The organism is Micromonospora sp. NPDC049559 (genome assembly GCF_040676675.1).
Lineage (GTDB): Bacteria > Actinomycetota > Actinomycetes > Mycobacteriales > Micromonosporaceae > JBFAPK01.
On record NZ_JBFAPK010000004.1, the window covers coordinates 317,779 to 336,353 of the forward strand.

At 74.6% G+C, this 18,575-nt stretch carries 17 protein-coding genes and 1 tRNA gene; 5 read left to right on the forward strand and 13 right to left on the reverse strand.

From position 1 onward, the window contains the following. Positions 1-34: 34 nt before the first annotated feature. A complete protein-coding gene (locus tag AB0J86_RS08785) occupies positions 35-244 on the forward strand; it encodes a phosphatidylethanolamine-binding protein (protein WP_363854691.1) in 210 nt (69 codons plus the stop codon). After that, a complete protein-coding gene (locus AB0J86_RS08790) occupies positions 241-786 on the forward strand; it encodes a hypothetical protein (protein ID WP_363854694.1) in 546 nt (181 codons plus the stop codon). Before AB0J86_RS08785 ends, AB0J86_RS08790 begins: the two co-directional genes overlap by 4 nt. 154 nt (positions 787-940) lie before the next feature. Here AB0J86_RS08790 and AB0J86_RS08795 read toward each other — a convergent pair whose 3' ends face one another. Then, positions 941-1,138 carry a hypothetical protein gene (locus AB0J86_RS08795; RefSeq protein ID WP_363854697.1) on the reverse strand — a complete coding sequence of 66 codons (198 nt, stop codon included), beginning with the start codon at positions 1,136-1,138 and terminating at the stop codon, positions 941-943. Between the two features lie 162 nt (positions 1,139-1,300). Between AB0J86_RS08795 and AB0J86_RS08800 the strand changes: the two genes are divergently transcribed. Then, positions 1,301-1,957 (forward strand): hypothetical protein, encoded by a 657-nt coding sequence (locus AB0J86_RS08800; RefSeq protein ID WP_363854699.1) that lies wholly within the window; start codon positions 1,301-1,303, stop codon positions 1,955-1,957. A 10-nt stretch (positions 1,958-1,967) separates the two neighbouring features. On the opposite strand, the gene AB0J86_RS08805 is transcribed toward AB0J86_RS08800, so the two are convergent. After that, entirely contained in the window at positions 1,968-2,141 is a 174-nt protein-coding gene (locus AB0J86_RS08805; RefSeq protein ID WP_363854702.1) for an amidophosphoribosyltransferase, read from the reverse strand. A 273-nt stretch (positions 2,142-2,414) separates the two neighbouring features. Between AB0J86_RS08805 and AB0J86_RS08810 the strand changes: the two genes are divergently transcribed. Further along, positions 2,415-2,993, forward strand: a complete 579-nt coding sequence (locus tag AB0J86_RS08810; protein WP_363854705.1) for a type 1 glutamine amidotransferase domain-containing protein — start codon at positions 2,415-2,417, stop codon at positions 2,991-2,993. A 132-nt stretch (positions 2,994-3,125) separates the two neighbouring features. Beyond that, complete coding sequence (locus tag AB0J86_RS08815; protein WP_363854708.1) at positions 3,126-4,193, forward strand: SRPBCC domain-containing protein; 1,068 nt, start codon at positions 3,126-3,128, stop codon at positions 4,191-4,193. Positions 4,194-4,378: 185 nt separating this feature from the next. Here the strand turns inward: AB0J86_RS08815 and AB0J86_RS08820 are convergent, their stop codons facing one another. The 11 genes from AB0J86_RS08820 to fdh form a co-directional block, all read right to left on the reverse strand. Then, positions 4,379-5,872, reverse strand: a complete 1,494-nt coding sequence (locus AB0J86_RS08820) for an MFS transporter (RefSeq protein ID WP_363854711.1) — start codon at positions 5,870-5,872, stop codon at positions 4,379-4,381. Between the two features lie 186 nt (positions 5,873-6,058). Beyond that, on the reverse strand, positions 6,059-6,637 hold the full coding sequence (locus tag AB0J86_RS08825; RefSeq protein WP_363854792.1) for a TetR/AcrR family transcriptional regulator: 579 nt from the start codon (positions 6,635-6,637) through the stop codon (positions 6,059-6,061). A 223-nt stretch (positions 6,638-6,860) separates the two neighbouring features. After that, positions 6,861-8,216 (reverse strand): DUF1343 domain-containing protein, encoded by a 1,356-nt coding sequence (locus AB0J86_RS08830; protein WP_363854714.1) that lies wholly within the window; start codon positions 8,214-8,216, stop codon positions 6,861-6,863. Between the two features lie 124 nt (positions 8,217-8,340). Beyond that, positions 8,341-8,538: a hypothetical protein gene (locus AB0J86_RS08835; RefSeq protein ID WP_363854717.1), complete on the reverse strand. Its 198-nt coding sequence runs from the start codon at positions 8,536-8,538 to the stop codon at positions 8,341-8,343. Between the two features lie 63 nt (positions 8,539-8,601). Next, positions 8,602-10,365, reverse strand: coding sequence for a selenocysteine-specific translation elongation factor (gene selB, locus AB0J86_RS08840; protein WP_363854720.1), 1,764 nt, complete (start codon positions 10,363-10,365; stop codon positions 8,602-8,604). A 1-nt stretch (position 10,366) separates the two neighbouring features. Beyond that, positions 10,367-11,695, reverse strand: coding sequence for an L-seryl-tRNA(Sec) selenium transferase (selA, locus tag AB0J86_RS08845; RefSeq protein WP_363854722.1), 1,329 nt, complete (start codon positions 11,693-11,695; stop codon positions 10,367-10,369). 105 nt (positions 11,696-11,800) lie between these two features. After that, positions 11,801-11,896, reverse strand: a tRNA-Sec gene (locus AB0J86_RS08850). A gap of 88 nt (positions 11,897-11,984) precedes the next feature. Next, the gene (locus AB0J86_RS08855; RefSeq protein WP_363854725.1) at positions 11,985-12,881 is read right to left on the reverse strand and encodes a formate/nitrite transporter family protein; all 897 of its coding nucleotides are present in this window, start codon (positions 12,879-12,881) and stop codon (positions 11,985-11,987) included. Between the two features lie 101 nt (positions 12,882-12,982). Next, positions 12,983-14,140: an NrfD/PsrC family molybdoenzyme membrane anchor subunit gene (gene nrfD, locus AB0J86_RS08860; RefSeq protein WP_363854728.1), complete on the reverse strand. Its 1,158-nt coding sequence runs from the start codon at positions 14,138-14,140 to the stop codon at positions 12,983-12,985. After that, positions 14,140-15,108, reverse strand: coding sequence for a 4Fe-4S dicluster domain-containing protein (locus tag AB0J86_RS08865; protein WP_363854794.1), 969 nt, complete (start codon positions 15,106-15,108; stop codon positions 14,140-14,142). The genes nrfD and AB0J86_RS08865 overlap by 1 nt, the downstream gene beginning before the upstream one ends. 74 nt (positions 15,109-15,182) lie before the next feature. Continuing rightward, positions 15,183-18,530, reverse strand: a complete 3,348-nt coding sequence (gene fdh / locus AB0J86_RS08870; protein ID WP_363854731.1) for a formate dehydrogenase — start codon at positions 18,528-18,530, stop codon at positions 15,183-15,185. Positions 18,531-18,575: the final 45 nt, after the last annotated feature.

Genomic DNA, 18,575 nt, shown 5'->3' on the forward strand with positions numbered 1-18,575 from the left:
CGGGTACGTGCACGGACCACGCTGGGAGGCCGAGATGCCACGTCCAAGGCCGGGCAGCCGCCCGTACGACACCGATCGCGCGCGGCTACGCAAGAACATCGAGAACTCGGGGCGCGCCGCCGACGCCGAGGCCAACGAGGCGGCCAACCGCCTGCTCCAGGAGGACCGGGGGCAGACCGGCGTGGTACGCGGCGAACGCGGCCTGGGCCCGAAGGGCGAACGCGGCCGGGGCGAGCGCCGATGAGCTGGCGGCCCAAGCCGGCGACCCGGCTCGGCGGGGCCCGGTCGCGCGCCGGGCACGCCGACCGGTCGTACGGGCACGACCTGTGCGACGCGCTCATCGCCGGGGCGGTCGGCACGGAGACGCTCAACGTGGCCACATACCTCGACATGGCCGTCCGCGGCCGTCCGTCGAGCAGTGCGCCGGAGGAGAGCGTACGGAAGATCACGGGAGTGTTGCACCTACGGCTCGGCCCCGAGGACCGGGCGGCGAACCGCCGCTCGGCCCTCGGGGCGCTGCTCGGCTACGGCGTCGGGGTGAGCGTGCCGGTCGTGCTCACGCTGCTGGTCGGGCCCCGGCGGGTGCCGCTGCCGGTCGCCGCCGGGCTGCTCGGCGCCGGGACGATGCTCGCAACGGACGCCGGGCTGGCCGCGTTGCGGGTGAGCGACCCGCGCAGTTGGAGCGGTGCCGACTGGCTCAGCGACGCGGTACCGCACCTCGCCTACGGCTTCGCCGCGGCCCTCACGCTGCGCCGGCTCGGCCTGATCCGGCGCATCTGGACCTGAGCGGGACCCCCGCCGCGGCGGCCCGGTCCGAAGATGAACGCGACTCGGGCGGGCCGTGCCGGAGTGTCCGGACCGGCGTCGACCGCGTGGCAGACCTGGCCGGCGGCGCGGCACCCGGTCCCGGGCGCGGCGCCGCCGGCAGGGATCGTTCGACTCACTCCTGGCGGGCCTCGCCCCGCTCGGCCGCCGGGCGCGGCGTCGGGCCGTACGGGGACAGCTGGTCCGGCGGTACGGGCCGGCCCTGCCCGCCCCGCGCACCCGGTCGGCGGTCGCTCGGGTCGGGTCCCTTGGCGTCCTGCACCAGCGGGTTCTTCTCGTTCCGGCGCATCTCCGGCTGCTGCACGTTGGGCATCGTGCTCTCCTTCCGCCCACGGACGCGCCGCCGCGGAACCGCGTCGGCGCGGTAGGTTCCGGTTACCCGCCGGGCCGGCGGCCATGCCGAGCGGCGTCCGCCGGTGCCGCGCCGGCTCCCAGCGGGGCGGATAAGTGCCGGCGGCGCGGGTATGGGCAGCGGATGGCCGACCAACGCGCACTGGTCAAAACCCTGCTGGACCGGCACGGACGGCTCTACGCCGAGGACGCCGGCATCCCGCTCGCGGACCGCCCGGCCCCGCTGTACCAGCTGCTGGTGCTCGCCACGCTGCTGAGCACCCGGATCCGGGCCGGCGTGGCGGTCGCCGCCGCCCGCGAACTCTTCCGGGCCGGTTTCCGTACGCCCCAGGGCATGGAGTCCGCGACCTGGCAGGAACGGGTCGACGCGCTCGGGCGGGGCCACTACCGGCGGTACGACGAGCGGACCGCGACGATGCTCGGCGCCGGGGCCCGGCTCTGCCTGGAGCGGTGGCGGGGCGACCTGCGGCGGCTGCACCAGGAGGCGGACGGCGACCGGTCCGCGCTGCGCCGGCTGCTCACCGAGTTTCCCGGGATCGGCCCGACCGGCACGGACATCTTCCTGCGCGAGGCGCAGGCGGTCTGGGGTGATCTGCGGCCGTTCACGGACCGCCGGATGCTGGCCGGGGCGCGCCGGCTCGGCCTGCCGGCCGCGGCGGAGAACCTCGCGGGGCTGGTGCCGGGCAAGGACTTTCCCCGGCTCGCCTCCGCGCTGGTGCGGGTCTCGCTGGGCGAGGAGTCCCCGGGCGAGCTGGCCCGGGCGGTCCGCGGCACGCGCTGAGCGCGCTGGCTCAGCTCGCCGGCTTGCCGGGTTTGGTGAGGAACCAGACAACGACGCCCGCGACCACCCCGAGCACCACGAGCGCGCTGGTCACGCCCCTGCCCTCGTTCGAGGTGGCACCGAAGTAGATCACCAGCACCGCCGTCGCGACGGCGAGGAAAGTTCGCAATTCCCTGTTCTTCACGCAAATACGCTAGGGCCGGACAGAGCCCCCCGTACGCCGATCCGGGTGGCGGTCCCCCGCCGGGCGGACCGCGCCGGTCGCGCCGTCCCGGGCGCGGGCATGGACGGCCTCCCCGGCGGGGCATGGACGACCTCCCGGCGGGAACGCGTACGGTCGCGGCGCGGTCCACCGCGTACGCCGCGCGGCGCCGGTCGTCGGGCCACCGGCCCGGCGGGGTCGTCCGGCACCGCGCCCGGACAGGTCGTCCGACACCGCCCGGGAGGAGAACGAGTCATGAGTGCCGAGGCCCCGCTCGCGGGCACGACGGTCGCCTTCCTCGCCACCGACGGCGTCGAGGAGGTCGAGTACCTCCAGCCGCGCGCCGCGGTCGAGCGGGCCGGCGGCCTGGTCGAGCTGGTCTCGACCAGGATGGAGCCGATCCGGTCGGTCAACGGCGACCTCACGCCGGCGGGCAGCTACGAGGTCGACCGCACCGTGGACCAGGCCGACCCGGACGGGTACGACGCGCTGGTGCTGCCCGGCGGGACGGTCAACCCGGACCGGCTGCGGATGGACGCGGACGCGATGCGCTTCGTCAACTCCTTCTTCCTCGACGAGAAGCCGGTCGCCGCGATCTGCCACGGACCGTGGTCGCTGGTGCAGACCGACGTCGTCCGGGGGCGGACGCTGACCTCGTACCCGAGCCTGCGCGCCGATGTCACCAACGCCGGCGGGACCTGGGTCGACGAGCCCGTGCACGTCGAGTCCGGGCTGGTCACCAGCCGGTCGCCGGCGGACCTGCCGGCGTTCTGCGCGAAGCTGGTGGAGCTGTTCGCCCAGGGCCGCGAGTCCGGCGGGATGTTGCCCGGCTGAGCCGGCGAGATGTTGCCCGGCTGAGCCGGCGAGATGCGGCCCGCCCGGGCCGGCCGGGAAAGATTCATGATCGCCGAAGGGGGCCGCCAGGGCCGGCACACATTCCGACGCGCCGACTCGTAAAGTCGCCCGGTGACCGAAATCCGGACGGCCGTCGACCTACAGCATCCCGCGGGTCGCGCCTGGCGCGCACTGACCGACCGGCGCCTGCTGCCCCAGTGGTTCGCCCCCACCGACCTGGAGCCCGAGATCGGTGCGCAGTTCCGGTTCGAACCGCTGGAACTGCCCGGGATACCGGGACCGATCGAGGGCGAGGTGACCGAGCTCGACGAGCCGCACCGGATCGTCATGCGCTGGTACGAGGGCGACGTCCAGAGCCTGGTCATCTACGACCTGCGCCCCCGGCCGGAGGGGTGCCAGCTGGTGCTGCGGGAGTACTGCGAGGACGGCGAGTGGCCGCCCGAGACGCGCGACCTGCGGGAGCAGACCTTCGAGGGGCTCCTCACCGGACGGTTGCCCGCCGTGCTGGACTGGCTCGCCTTCCGCGAGGTGGATCTCGCCGACGAGACACCGGCCGACGAGCCGACCACCGCCGAGATCGCGGCCGGACAGTCGCGGCGGCGGCGCCGGATCGCCGCGCTGGCCGCGGTCGGCGTGGTCCTGGTCGGCGGCGCGGCCGTGGCCGGCACCGTCTGGGGCGGCGGCGGATCCCCGCAGGCCACCTCGTCGGCCAGCGCGTCGGCGGAGGCGACCAGCGACGGCGGGGACGCCCCCGCCACCACCAGCGCCGCCCCGAGCCGCACGCCCCGCAGCCCGTCGCCGAGCGCCTCGCCCACCGCCTCGGCGACGCCCAAGCCGTCGAAGTCGGCGGCGGGCGCGCCGGCACGGGCGGTGCTCAGCGGCCGGTACGCCACCGTGGCCGACGAGCTGGCCGACTACACCGGCGAGGTCGTCATCAGCAACAGCGGTCGCGCCGCCGGAACCGGTTGGACCGTCACGATCACGCTGGCCGGCGGTGCGAAGCTGAAGGGGACCAGCGGAGCCAGCGGCCGGCAGGATGGCCGGACGGCGACCTTCAGCGGCGCCGCGGTCCCGGCCGGCGGCACGCTGCGCTTCACCTTCACCGTGGAGAGCGGGCTGCTCGGGGCCAAGCAGCCGCAGGGTTGCGCGGTCAACGGCCAGCGCTGCGCCGGGCTCTGACCCGACGCCGGACGCCGACCCGCCGGGCGGGAACCCGGTAACGGATCGGCCGGGCTGCTACCTCGGTGGCCGGTGTCGGCCGCGGCCGGCCCGGGGACACGGCCACCGGAAACGCGGAACCTCCGGCGGAGCTCCCGGTGTGGGAGTTCCGCCGGAGGTCCGGTGCCCGCGTCGCGGCCGATCGGTCAGTGCGCGAAGGCCGGGACCACCAGCTCCGCGGCGTCCTCGTCGCCGTCGAAGCCGCTCTCGCTGACCGTGCCGTCCTGCCGTCCGATGTTGACGAAAGTGAACGCGACCAACGCCGAGGCCAGCAGGATGCCGGCCGCCCACCAGATGGCGGTGGCGTACCCGTGCACGGCGGCCTGGTTGACCAGCCGCGGATCCCCGCCGTGGGCGGCGAGCCACGAGGTGGTGGCGCCGGCCGCGACGGTGTTCAGCAGCGCGGTACCGATCGAGCCGCCCACCTGCTGCGAGGTGTTCACCATCGCCGAGGCGACGCCCGCGTCCCGGGGCTGGACCCCGTACGTGGCGAGGCTCATCGCCGGCATGAAGGCGGTACCCATGCCGAGGCCGAGCAGGATCTGGCCGGGCAGGATCAGGCCGACGTAGGGGCTGTCGACCCGCAGCTGGGTGAGGACCAGCATGCCCGCCGCCGCGACGAGGAAGCCGGGACCCATCAGCAGCCGGGGCGCCACCCGGTTCATCAGCCGGGCGCCGATCTGCGTCGAACCGATGATCATGCCGCCGACCATGGGCAGGAACGACAGGCCGGTGACGACCGGGGTCCAGCCCTTGACGATCTGCAGGTAGAAGGTGAGGAAGAGGAACAGGCCGAACATGCCGATCACCGCGAGGCCGAGCGAGATGTAGACGCCGGCCCGGTTGCGCTCGGTGAGCACCCGCAGCGGCAGCAGCGGGTGGCTGGTGCGGGACTCCACCAGGACGAAGCCGGCGAGCAGCACCGCCGCGGCGGCGAACGAACCGAGGGTCCAGCCGGCGGTCCAGCCGTCGCTCTCGGCCCGGGTGAAGCCGTAGACCAGGGAGATCAGACCGGTCGTGGCGAGCACCACGCCGGGCACGTCGAGCGGGTTGCGGTTGCGCGAGCCCGCGGCGTCGCGGATGAACAGGTACGCGCCGGTCGCGGCGATCACCGCGAACGGGATGTTGACGTAGAGCGCCCAGCGCCAGTTGAGGTACTCGGTCAGCACGCCGCCGAGGATGAGGCCGACCGCGGCGCCACCGCCGGCGATCGCGCCGAAGACGCCGAACGCCCTGGCCCGCTCGCGGGCCTCGGTGAAGGTCACGGCCAGCAGCGACAGCGCGGCCGGCGCGAGCAACGCCCCGAAGACGCCCTGGAGGGCCCGGGCGCCGAGCAGCATGCCGGTGTTGACCGCGAGACCGCCGATGGCGGACGCGCCGGCGAAGCCGAGCAGGCCGATCGTGAAGATCCGCTTACGCCCGACGATGTCGGCCAGCCGGCCGCCGAAGAGCAGCAGGCCGCCGAAGGCCAGCGTGTAGGCGGTGATCACCCACTGCCGGTTGCCGTCGCTGATGCCCAGGTCCCGCTGGGCCGCGGGCAGGGCGATGTTCACGATGGTGCCGTCGAGGACCACCATCAACTGGGCCAGCGAGATGAAGAAGAGCGCCGTCCAGCGCCGTGGATTGGCTTCCACTGTCACAGACACAAGAAATCCCCGTACTAGGATATTTGACGAAAAATCGAACAATCGAGATACGGCGGTGGGCAGGGGACGCTGCTCACGGATGGTGGCGGTGCCGACCGGAGGGCGCGACCGGGCGCCGGCCCGGGACGGGGCCGGTGGAACCGTCGCTACGACCGGATGGAGGTCAGATGCTCCCGGGCGTCAGCTGTTCCTGGGCCGGCGCAGGCCGAGGAGTCGGCGGCCGGATTCGAGCATGTACCGGCGCAGCGTCTCGTCATCGAGGGCGCTGAGCGCGGGCTTGGTGATGGCGGCGGCGATCCCGCAGAGCGCCAGCTCGGCGTTGACCTGCCCGGCCGGGCCGGGATGGTGCGCGCAGAGCAGTTCGCGCGGTTGCTCCAGCAGGATGGCGCCGTCCGCCCGGCCGTCCAGCAGAGGTTTGACACAGGGTTCGGCGGCGATGAAGGCGATCAGCGCCCGGTGCCGGATCGCGAGGTCGACCCAACCGGTCAGCATCGCCTCCGCCCGCGCGCTCGGGGTGTGCAACGCCGCCGCCGCCGCGATCACCCTCCGGGCCTCCTCGAAGACCGGTTCGATCACCGCCGCGAGGATCTCGTCGCGGGTCTTGAAGTGGTGGTAGACCGCCGCCTTGGTGATGCCCAGCCGGTCCGCGATCATCTGCAACGAGGTGCCCGCGAAGCCGTGCCCGGTGAACAGCTCCAGCGCGACCCCCACCAGCCGGTCCCGGGTGTTGCCGGTGGTGGTCGACTCACCCGCCTGCATGGTGGTCACGCTGCCTCCTTCGCCGTTCACGCGACCACACTAACTTGCCGATCGGCAAGCCGCCAGCCTGCCGAACGGCTAGGAGCTGCCTGTCGTACGTTAGGTATCTCACTTGCCGATCGGCAAGGCTGATGCCTGTCGATCGGCAGGCTGCGCCCTGTCGATCGGCTAGGTGAAGGCTCGTCGATCGGCACGCGTCGCCCTGCCGGTCGGTCGGCAGCCGCTACCGGTAGAGCAGGTACGGCCTGCGGCGACGGTCGAAGGCGGCCAGCTCGTCGGACCAGGCGCCGACCACATCCGCCACCTCCGCGCCCGCGTCGATCATGGTGCGCAACCGCGGCGACCCGGTCAGCTTGTCGACCCAGTACGGCCGCGCGGCGTCCCAGCTGTCCATCCGCCAGGCGAAGGCCGGGTACCGGCGCGCCTCGACCAGCATCGCCACCGCGGTACGGATCGGGTCGTACCGGGCCGGGTCGACGACCTGTACCTCCACGCCGGCGCAGGCCTTGTCGAGCAGCTGCGGCTTCTGCCCGGCCGCCGTCGGCACGAAGTACGCCTCGCGGAAGCGCACCCCCGGCAGGTTCCGGGCCGCCAGCCGGTCGCACCAGTGGTAGTCGAAGTCGGTCGCGAGACCGCCGACGAGCTGGAACGGCCGGGTGGTTCCCCGTCCCTCGGTGATCGAGGCGACCCCCTCGAAGAGGCAGGTGCCGGGATAGGCGAGCGCGGTCTCCGGAGTCGGCATGTTCGGGCTCGGCAGCACCCAGGGCACGCCGGTGTCGGCCGCCAGCCGGTCCCGGCGCCAGTTGCGCAGCCCCACCACGTGCAGGTCCACGGGGCGGCCCGCCTCGGCCGGCACGAACTCGCCGTTGAAGAAGCGGGCCAGCTCGCCGACGGTCATGCCGTGCTGCTGGACGATCTCCTTCTTGCCGACGCCCGAGGTGTAGGCGGTGGTCATCATCGGCCCGTACGCCCGGCCGCCGATCGGGTTCGGCCGGTCGAGCACGACGTACCGGCGACCGAGCCGGGCGGCGGCCACCATCGAGTCGTACATGGTCCAGACGTAGGTGTAGAAGCGGGCGCCGACGTCCTGGATGTCGAAGACCACCGTGTCGACGCCGGCCCGGGTGATCAGGTCGGCCCACGTCTGCTGGGACGCTCCGTACGCGTCGTACACCGTGATGCCGGTGCGGGCGTCCACCCCCGTGCCCTCGCTGCCGCCGGCCTGCGCCGAACCCCGGAAGCCGTGCTCCGGCCCGAACGCCGCGACCAGCCGCACCCGTCCTGAGCCGTGCATCAGGTCGACCAGGTGCCGGTAGTCCGCGTCCACGCCGGTCGGGTTCGACAGCACCCCGACCCGCTGCCCCGCCAGCGCGGCGAAGTCCGACTCGACCAGCACGTCCAGCCCGGTACGGACCCGCCCGCCGCCGGCGCCCGGGCCACGGTGCTCGCCCGCGCCGTGCTCGCCCGCGCCACCGTCCTCGGCGGCTGCGGCCGGGCCGGCACCGGCGACGGTGGCGGTCGCGGCGGCGCCGAGGGCGGTCGCGGCGGCGGTACCGGTCAGGAACGTCCTGCGCTGCATGGCGTGCCTCCTCGAGGGTCACCCGGGCGGCGGCGCCGGGGAGCAGCGCGGCCGGCGGTCACCCCGGAAGTTACCTACGCCACATCGACCAGGTCAAGAAGGAAAGCTTCGCCGCCTGCGGCCGTCAGGCCTCCTCCAGGTCGTCCAGCTCGATGCTCTGCACCATCAGCCAGCGGGCCAGCGCCGGCATGCCGAACAGCCACAGCGGGGCCGACTCGGTGGTGCCGCTGGTCGCGTAGATGGCGAAGCGCAGGTCCGGCGCGCGGATGACCTCGATCCGCCAGCGGTGGTTCTTGTCCCGCCACACCGCCGCTGGGTCCATGCGGCCAGGCTAGTGTGCCGCCGCGCGGCGCCGGCCCGGTTTCCGGGAGCGCCACCCGGGCGCTCAGCCGCGCCGGACCACCACCCGCGCGTCGTCGGGCAGCCGCCGCGTCGCGCCGGTACGGTCCAGCAGCTCCAGCAGCGGCACGGCGACCCGGCGGGTGGTGTCGAGCGCCTGGCGGGCCTGGCTCATCGTGAACGGCTGCGGCAGCACCGCGAGCCGGCGCACCGCGTCGTGCGGCGCGTCGGGCAGCAGCACCACGTTGTCGGCGAGCCGCAGCAGCACGCCCGCGCGCACCGCCGCTCCGATCTCCCGGGGGCCGAGCGCGAGCTGCACCAGCCGCGCCGACTCGGGCGCGCGGAACGGATGCCGGGCCAGCTCGGCGCGGACCCGGTCGACCGCCCGTGCCACCGGCTCGGGCAGCTCCCCGACCGCGTCGGCCGGCCCGACCCGGCCGTCGCGGTGCACCAGCGGCGCGGCCACCAGCGCCTCGACCAGCGCCCGGTCCGACAGGCCGAGCAGCCGGCGCAGCGTCTCCACCGGCACCCCGGGTTCCAGCGGGTGGGTGGCGGTGTAGCGGGCGACCTCGGCCCCGAGCCGCCGGCCCAGCTCCCGCCAGTGCCCCGGGTCGGCGTACCAGTCCGCGACGACGGGACGGCCGGTGACCGGCACCCCCATCCGGTCCAGTTCGCCCCGGCGCGCCAGCCCGCGTCGCCGCAGCTCGGCGGCCTCGGCCGGCCGGCCGTCCAGTCCGGCCAGGACGGTGGCCCGCGCCCGCGCCGCGCCCCGGCCCGCCAGCGGGGGCGGTACGACGTCGAGCACCGTCACGCCGCCGGTCACGTACCGCCGGCCCGGATCGCGCAGCAGCCCCCGGTCCCCCACCCGCAGCGGCAGCGGGCGGGCCAGCCGCAGCCGCAGCGTGTCCCCGCCCAGCGGCCGGACCCGCACCGCCACCCCGGCCGAGCCGAGGTGCAGCGTCAACGTGGCCGGCAGGTCGGCGGCCCGGTCCCCGCTCAGCCGCACGTCGACCAGGTCGGTCGGTTGGAACCGGCCGGGGGTCAGCAGCGCGTCGCCCCGGCCGACCAGCTCGCGGGGCACCCCGCGCAGGTTCACCGCCACCCGGCAGACGCCCTCGACGCGTTCCGCGGCCCGGCCCAGCGACTGCACCGCCCGGACGCGTACCGTCCGGCCGGTCGAGCTGAGCTCCAGCTCGTCGCCCGTGGAGAGCCGCCCGCCGGGCAGCGTCCCGGTGACCACGGTGCCGCTGCCCCGTACCGTGAACGAGCGGTCCACCCAGAGCCGCACCGGCTGCCCGGCCGGCGGTACCGGCAGCCCGGCGGCCAGCCGGTCCAGGGCGGCCCGCAGCTCGGGCAGGCCCGCGCCGCTCACCGCGCTGACCGCCACCGCCTCGACGCCGGCCAGCGAGGTGCCGGCCAGCTCCTCCCGGGCCGCCGCCAGCACGGCGCCCGGGTCGGCGAGGTCGCAGCGGGTCACCACGAGCAGCCCGTGCCGCACGCCGAGGGCGTGCAGCGCCGCGAGGTGCTCGGCGGACTGCGGCATCCAGCCCTCGTCGGCGGCGACCACCAGCAGCGCGGCGGGCGCCGGACCGACCCCGGCGAGCATGTTCGGTACGAACCGCTCGTGGCCGGGCACGTCGACGAAGGCGACGACGCGACCGGAGGGCAGGCTCGTCCAGGCGAAGCCGAGGTCGATGGTCATGCCGCGGCGGCGCTCCTCGGCCCACCGGTCCGGTTCCATCCCGGTCAGCGCCCGGACCAGGGTGGACTTGCCGTGGTCGACGTGTCCGGCCGTCGCGACGACCTGCACCTCAGCCCCCCGCCCGGGCGGCGAGCGCGTCGGCGGTGGCCCGGATGGCGTCGCGCAGCGCCGCGTCCCGCTCGGCCGGCACGCAGCGCAGGTCCAGCAGCAGCCGGCCGCGCTCGACCCGGCCCAGCACGGGCGGGTCGGCCCGGCGCAGCGGCGCGGCGTACTCGGCCGGCAGGGCCAGCGCCCAGGAGTCCAGCTCCACCCCGGGCGCGCCCCCGCCGCCCACCACGGCCCGGGCGGCGACCACCTCGGCCTTGCCGCCGGCCCCGGCCGCCTCGTCGCGCAGCCGCTCGGCCCGCTCCCGCAGGGTCCGGGCGGGGGTACGCAGCGCGCGGCGGGTCGGCGTGTCCGGGTCCCGCAGGGTCGCCTCCAGCGCGGCCAGGGTGAGCTTGTCGACCCGTACCGCCCGGGCCAGCGGGTGCCGGCGCAGCCGCTCGACCAGTTCGGCCGCGCCGAGCAGCAGGCCGGACTGGGGCCCGCCGAGCAGCTTGTCGCCGCTGGCGGTCACCAGCGCCGCGCCGGCCCGCAGCGCGCTGGCCGCGTCCGGCTCGTCCGGCAGCAGCGGATCGGGGGCCAGCAGGCCGGAGCCGATGTCGACGACCACCGGTACGCCGAGCGTGGCGAGCTGGCGCACCGGCACGGCGGCGGTGAAGCCGCGTACCACGAAGTTCGACGGGTGCACCTTGAGCACGAAGGCGGTGGCCGGGCCGATCGCGGCGGCGTAGTCGGCCGGCGTGGTCCGGTTGGTGGTGCCCACCTCGCGCAGCCGCGCCCCGGTGCAGGCCAGCAGGTCCGGCAGGCGGAACCCGTCGCCGATCTCCACGAGCTCGCCGCGGCTGACCACGATCTCGCGGTCGGCGGCGAGCGCGGTCGCCGCGAGCGCCAGCGCGGCGGCGCCGTTGTTGACCACGTGCACGCCCTCCGCGTCCGGTACCGCCGCCGCCAGCGCCGCCAGCGCGGACCGGCCGCGCCGCGCCCGGCGGCCGGTACGCAGGTCCAGCTCCACGTCGGTGTGCCCGGCGGCGGCGACGACGGCCGCGACGGCGGCGGCCGACAGCGGCGCCCGCCCGAGGTTGGTGTGCAGTACCACGCCGGTGGCGTTGACGACCGGTCGGGGCGCGGCCGGCGCGTCGGGCAGGGCGGCGACGGCGGCGGCCGGTACCTCCTCGGGGTGGATCTCGCCGCGCCGGGCGCGTTCCTGCGCGAGCGTGACCAGCGCCTTCACCCTTGGCCGGCCCAGCTCGGCCACGGCGGCCCGCAGCCGCGGATCGGCGAGCACCGCGTCGGTACGGGGCACCCGGCGTCGCGGATCGGCCACGGTTTCCCCCATGCGCGCCACCTCTCCCGTTCGCCGCCGGGCGCGTCCCGTCCGGGGCGCTCGCCGCGTCCGGGGCGTACGCGCGGGACGTGGTCCCCGCCGACCGGCGGGGCCTGCTGGCGGAGGCGGACGGGAATCGAACCCGCCCGGCCCGGGTCCCGGGCCACACCGGTTTTGAAGACCGGGAGGGGCACCAGCCGCCTGAACGCCTCCACCGAGCACTTAACCACAGCGGATCTCCGTCGGGCGGCGAAAGCCGCACTCCGGGCAAGGTCCCCCCGAAGGGGTGCCCCGCCGGCGGTCAGCGCGGGCCGGCCGCGTCCTGGCCGCCCTTGCTGCGCTCGTCCGGGATCGGCGTGCTCTGGACGCCCTCGGGCGTGGTCGGCCGCGCCTGGCCGCGCAGGTAGAGGAACCAGTAGAAGCCGGCGACGAAGAGCCCGCCGCCGGCCAGGTTGCCGCAGAAGGCGAGGACGAGGTTACGCACGACGTTGCCGATGCCGATGCCCGAGACGTTGGCGAACATCGCCGCCGGAAGGAAGAACATGTTGGCGACCACGTGGTCGAAGCCGAGCGCCACGAACGCCATGATCGGGAAGAAGATCGCGAGGATCTTCCCCGCGATGTCCTCGGCCGCGTACGCCATCCAGACGGCGAGGCAGACCAGCCAGTTGCAGCCGACCGCGCGCAGGAAGATGGCGACGTCGGACTCGGTCACCGCCTTGCCCTCGGCGACGGCGGCGAGCTTGGCGAAGGTGAGCGCGCCCCCGGACCCGGCTGGGGAGTGCGCGGATCCGATCACGCCGGTCTTCACCGCGAACAGGTAGGCGACCAGCAGCGCGCCGATCAGGTTGCCGAGGGTCACGAGCACCAGGCTCAGCGCGACCCGCCCGCCCGTCGTCCGGCGCGAGGTCAGCGCGAGCGGCAGCAGCGCCATGTTCCCGGTGACCAGCTCGGAACCAGCGATGACGACGAGGATCAGACCGGTGGAGAAGACCGCCCCGAAGAAGAGGGTGGAGAGGTTCCCCCAGCTGCTGACCGGCATTCCGGCGGTGACGACGACGCCCAGCAGCCCGGCGAAGGCGATGTAGGCGCCGCCCAGGATCCCACCGGCGAGCATCCGCCCGGGCGAGAGGTTCGCCTTGACGACGCCGGCGTTGACCGCCGCCGTCGCGATCTGGTCAGGTGTCCTGAAGGCCATGGTTTCCCCCCTTGATGGTGTGACCCTGCTGTTGCTGAGCCGTCCGCTCGGGGGGCGTCGAGGAGTGTCGGCTCGGTCCTGGCCCGACGCGGGCCGTCCGCTCATCCGCCGGGCGCGGCCGGTCCCCCGGTCGGCGTCGCCGCCCGCCGGGCATGTCGCTCCCGCTGCGGTACGACCGTGTACTTCGGGTCCCGGGCGGAGACGAGACCGGCCTCGAAGACGCCGAACCGGACCGCCAGCGACGAGGCGACCAGGAGGGCGCCGGAGAGCGCGGAGACGACGCGGTTGCGGTGCCCGAGCAGCGCGCCGGCGGCACCGGCGGCCAGCAGGAACCGGCCCGCGCGCAGCAGCCGGCCGGCCCGGCCGGTCCGGTACGGTTCGCTGGTCAGCCCCATCCGCTCCAGCCGGTGGCCGCCGGCCATCTCCACGGCGGCACCGGCGAGCGCGAGCCGCCGGGCCGGGGCCGCCTCGCCGACCGGTACGCCCAGCAGGGCGGCGCCGGCGCTGGCCACCAGCGCGCTGCCGGCGAAGACGAACGGCAGCTGCGGGTACGCGTCGTGCCAGGACGGCACGGCCGTGTCGGCGAGGAGCACGCCGGTGTACGTGGCCAGCGCGGGCGCGAACGCCGCCGCGGTGTACCCGGCCACGTCGCCGCTGATCGGCAGGGCGCGGCGGAGCAGCCCGAGCGGTCCACGCCGGGGTAGCCAGGGCGCCAGTTCGGAGACCGCCGCCACCCCGGCGGCCGGGCCGAAGCCCACGAGGATCCAGGTCCCCATCGACATCGGCGAGGTCGGCTTCGCGACCCGGAGCATGTGGTGGAACCGCTGCGGCCGGCCCAGGTCGTTGATCAGGAAGTAGGTGCTCGCGCCGAGGGCGGCGAGCGAGGTCACCCGGGTGAAGGCGCGCAACCGGGGTGCGCCGGTGATCCGTGCCCCGGCCGCGAGCAGCGCGGACCCGGACGCGAGCCCGCCGCTGAACAGGTACGAGGGGATGTCCCGCTTCCACACCGGCGCCTTCAGGATCGGCCGGCCGTAGTACGAGGCGAAGTCGGCCGGCGGCACCACGATCCGGTCGCCCGAGCGGCCCGGCGCGCCGGCGGTACCGGACGCCACGGCGCGCCGGCTGGCGCCCGAGCCGTGCGGGACGCTCGCCTCGCTCGGCGCCGGCAGGTCCGGCATGCCGGAGCCGCCCACGCTGAGCCAGGGTCCGCTGCGGGCGCCCCGCTCCCGCTCCGGCCAGTCCTCGCGCGGGGCGGTCATCAGAGCGGCCCCGGCAGGAACGCGACGACCGCGGCCGTCGCCATGGCGAGCGCGGCGGCGCCGGCCCAGCGCCACATGCTGGGCAGGTCCCGGGTGGTCACCACCGGATCGGGCGGCAGACCGTACACCTCCGGGTCGTCGAGCAGCAGGAAGAAGGCGCCGTCGCCGCCGACCCCGTCGTCCGGGTCGTGGCCGTAGAGCCGCGCCTCGGTGACGCCGGCCGCGTGCAGCTGCTCGACCCGCGCGGCGGCCCGCTGGCGCAGGTGCTCCAGCTGGCCGTACTGGATCGACTCGGTCGGGCAGGCCTGGGCGCAGGCGGGGGTCCGGCCGGCGCCGATCCGGTCGTAGCAGAGGGTGCACTTCCAGGCGCGCCCGTCGCCGCGGCGCTGGTCGATCACGCCGTACGGGCAGGCCGGGATGCAGTAGCCGCAGCCGTTGCAGATGTCCTCCTGCACCACCACCGTGCCGAACTCGGTGCGGAACAGCGAGCCGGTCGGGCAGACGTCCAGGCAGGCGGCGTGGGTGCAGTGCTTGCAGACGTCCGACATCATGAGCCAGCGCAGTTCGCCGCGCTCCTCGGGGCCGCGCTGGCCGGGCAGCGAGGCCGAGGGCATGCCGAGGAACTCCGGCCCGCCGGCCATGCGGGCCGCGGCTCCCGGCTCCGTCGACGTCGGCAGGCCCGGCTTGGTGCCGGTGTCCGCGCGGGTGATCGCGCCGATCTCGGCGGTCACCGGGCTCACCGGCGGCCCGGTCGGGCTCTGGGCGTACGGCGCCTCGTGCGCCCCCGTACGGCGGGGCTGCTCGACGAAGGCGACGTGCCGCCACGAGTTGGCGGTCAGCGCGCCGGTGTTGTCGTACGACATGCCGAGCAGGTCGTAGCCGGACTCCGGCACCAGGTTCCACTCCTTGCAGGCCACCTCGCAGGCCTTGCAGCCGATGCAGACGCTGGTGTCGGTGAAGAACCCCATGCGTGGCGGCGGTTCGACGTAGCCGGCGTCGGTCGCCGGGTCGACCGGCCCGGCCAGCTTCTCGTGCGCGGTGCTCACCCCTGCCCCTCTCCTGTCCCGTCGCCGCCCGTGCCGCCGGCCTCCCCGGCGGTCCCGGACTCCGGGCTCGGCCCGCCCGCGGCGCGGGCGGACTCCGCGGTGTCGGTGGTCACGACCCGCTGGTGGTAGTTGTCGGCGATGCCGGCCCGGCGGCGGTAGTCGGCCACGTACTCCAGCAGCGCCGCGCCGATCGGGCGGCGGCCGGCCCGGACGTCGCAGGTGCCCACCTTGCTCTCCTGGATCAGTACGTTCGGGTCGAGGACGATGCCGAACAGGTCGTTCGCCGAACCGCCCCGGGTCAGCCCCTGGTAGCCCCAGTGGTACGGCAGCCAGATCTGGTGGATCACCCGGTCCTCGATGCGCAGCGGCGCCACCCGGTCGGTGACCAGCACCTTCGCGTCGATCGCCGAGCGGGAGGTGACGACGTGCGCCCAGCCGAGGTGGCTGAGCCCGCGTTCCCGGGCCAGCTCGGGCGAAACCTCCATGAACATCTCCGGCTGCAGCTCCGCCAGGTGGCGCACGTTGCGGCTCATCCCGCCGGCCGTGTGGTGCTCGGTGAGCCGGGCGATGGTGAAGATGTACGGGAAGACCTCGGTGTGCGGGTGCGGCGGACTGGGGTTCATCGGGTTGTCCGGCCGGTCGTAGATCTTGCGAGCCGGGTTGGCCTGCTGGCCGTAGAGCGGGTTGCGCACCGGCGACTCGGCGGGCTCGTAGTGGGTGGGCAGCGGCCCGTCCACGCCGCCGGCCGGCGCGTAGAGCCAGCCCTTGCCGTCGCCCTGCATGATGAACGGGTCGTCGCCGGCGAGCGCCTCGACGCCGCTGGCGCCCTCCGGCGGCCGGTAGTCCGGCGGCTTGGTCGGCTCGAAGTCGGGCACGTCGTGCCCGGTCCACCGGCCCGCCTCGGCGTCCCACCAGACGTACGCCTTGCGCTCGCTCCAGGGCCGGCCCTGCGGGTCGGCGGAGGCGCGGTTGTAGAGCAGCCGCCGGTCGGCCGGCCAGGCCCAGCCCCACTCTCCGGCCACCCAGTTCTGCTCCCGGCCCGGCTTGCGGCGGGCCGCCTGGTTCACCCCGTCCTTGTAGACCCCGCAGTAGATCCAGCAGCCGCCGGTGGTCGACCCGTCGTCCTTCATCTCGGCGTACGACGACAGCGGCCGGCCGGTCGCCCACTCGTACCCGTTGATCTCGCGGAGCACCGCCTCGGCGCTCGGCTCGGCGTTCGGGCCGTGGGTCGGGTAGTCCCACTTCAGCTCGAGGATCGCGCGGTCGCGGGGCAGCCGGGACGAGGAGAGCCGGTCCCGCAGGATCCGCCCGAGGTGGTAGAAGAACCACAGCTCGGAGCGGGCGTCGCCGGGTGGTTCGACGGCCTTCTCCCGCCACTGCAGCAGCCGCTGGGTCTGGGTGAAGGTGCCCTCCTTCTCCACGTGCGAGGCGGCGGGCAGGAAGAAGACCTCGGTACGGCACTCCTCCGGCACGATCTCGCCGGTCTCGATCTCCGGGCTGTTCTGCCAGAACGTCGCGCTCTCGATCAGGAACAGGTCCCGGACCACCAGGAAGTCGAGGTTGGCCAGGCCGAGCCGCTGGGCCCGGGCGTGCGCCGAGCCGACCGCCGGGTTCTGCCCGAGCAGGAAGTAGCCCTTCACCTTGCCGTCGATCATGTTGAGCACGGTCTGGTAGGTGCCGTGGTCGCCGGTCATCCGCGGCATGTGGCCGTAGCAGAAGTCGTTCTCCGGGGTCGCCGAGTCGCCCCAGTACGACTTCAGCAGGCTCACCGCGTACGAGCGGGCGTTGTTCCAGAACCCCTTCTGGCCCGGGTGCCGGATGCTGTCCACCCACTTCTCGAAGGTGTCGTGGTTGGCGTGGTGCGGCATCGGCAGGTAGCCCGGCAACAGGTTGAACAGCGTCGGTACGTCGGTGGAGCCCTGGATGCTGGCGTGCCCGCGCAGCGCGATGATGCCCCCGCCCGGGCGGCCCACGTTGCCCAGCAGCAGCTGGATGATCGCGCCGGTACGGATGTACTGGACGCCGACGGTGTGCTGCGTCCAGCCCACCGAGTAGACCAGCGCGGTGGTGCGCTCCCGGCCGGAGTTCTCCGTCCAGGCCCGGGCCACCTCCTCGAACTTCTCCCGGGGGATGCCGCAGACCCGCTCGACCATCTCCGGCGTGTAGCGGGCGTAGTGCCGCTTGAGGATCTGGTACACGCAGCGCGGGTGTCGCAGCGTCTCGTCCCGCATCACGTCCGGGCCCACCGGCGGGCCGTGCGACTCGTGCCGCAGCCCGGCGGCGGTGTCCCGCTCGGTCCCGGTGTCGTGCGAGCCGCCGTCGCGCTCGGAGCCCCGGTACTGCCAGCTGGAGGTCTCGTAGCTGGCCGTGTCCGGGTCGTAGCCGGAGAAGAGCCCGTCGAGTTCCTCGGTGTCGCGGTACTCGTCGCTGACGATCGTCGCCGCGTTGGTGTAGGCGACCACGTACTCGCGGAAGTCGAGCTCGTTCTCCAGGATGTAGTTGACGATCCCGCCGAGGAACGCGATGTCGGTACCGGCCCGGATCGGCACGTACACGTCGGCCATCGCGCTGGTACGGGTGAACCGCGGGTCGACGTGGATGAGCTTGGCCCCGCGCGCCTTCGCCTCCATCACCCACTGGAAGCCGACCGGGTGCGCCTCGGCCATGTTCGAGCCCTCAATGATGACGCAGTCGGAGTTCGCGAGGTCCTGCTGGAACCCCGTGGCGCCACCGCGACCCAGGCTGACCCCCAGACCGGGGACCGTGGCGGAGTGTCAAATCCGCGCCTGGTTCTCGATCTGCAGCGCGCCGATCGCGGTGAACAGCTTCTTGATGAGGTAGTTCTCCTCGTTGTCCAGCGTCGCCCCGCCGAGACTGGCGATGCCGAGCGTGCGGTTCAACGGCCGGCCCTCGTCGTCGACGGCCTCCCAGGTCTCCTCGCGCGCCCTGAGCACCCGGTCGGCGATCATCTCCATCGCCGTGGGCAGGTCGAGCTCCTCCCAGGCGGTGCCGTACGGCCGCCGGTAGAGCACCTTCTGCTGGCGCAGGTCGCTGCCGACCAGCCCGTTGCTCGCCGCGCCCTTCGGGCAGAGCCGGCCGCGTGAGATCGGGCTGTCCGGGTCGCCCTCGATCTGGGTGACGCGCCCGTCGGAGACGTACACCCGCTGGCCGCAGCCGACGGCGCAGTAGGGGCAGACCGAGCGGGCGACCCGGTCGGCGGTGTCGGTGCGCGGCGTCAGCTCCTCCGACCGGGCGGACTTCGCGGCGGCGCCGCGGCCGAGCGGGTCGGTGCCGCTGAGCTGGCGGTAGACCGGCCAGCCCGAGATCCAGGTACGGACCCCCATGGCGCACCCCCTCGACCCGGTACCGATCCGACTTACCCGACGATA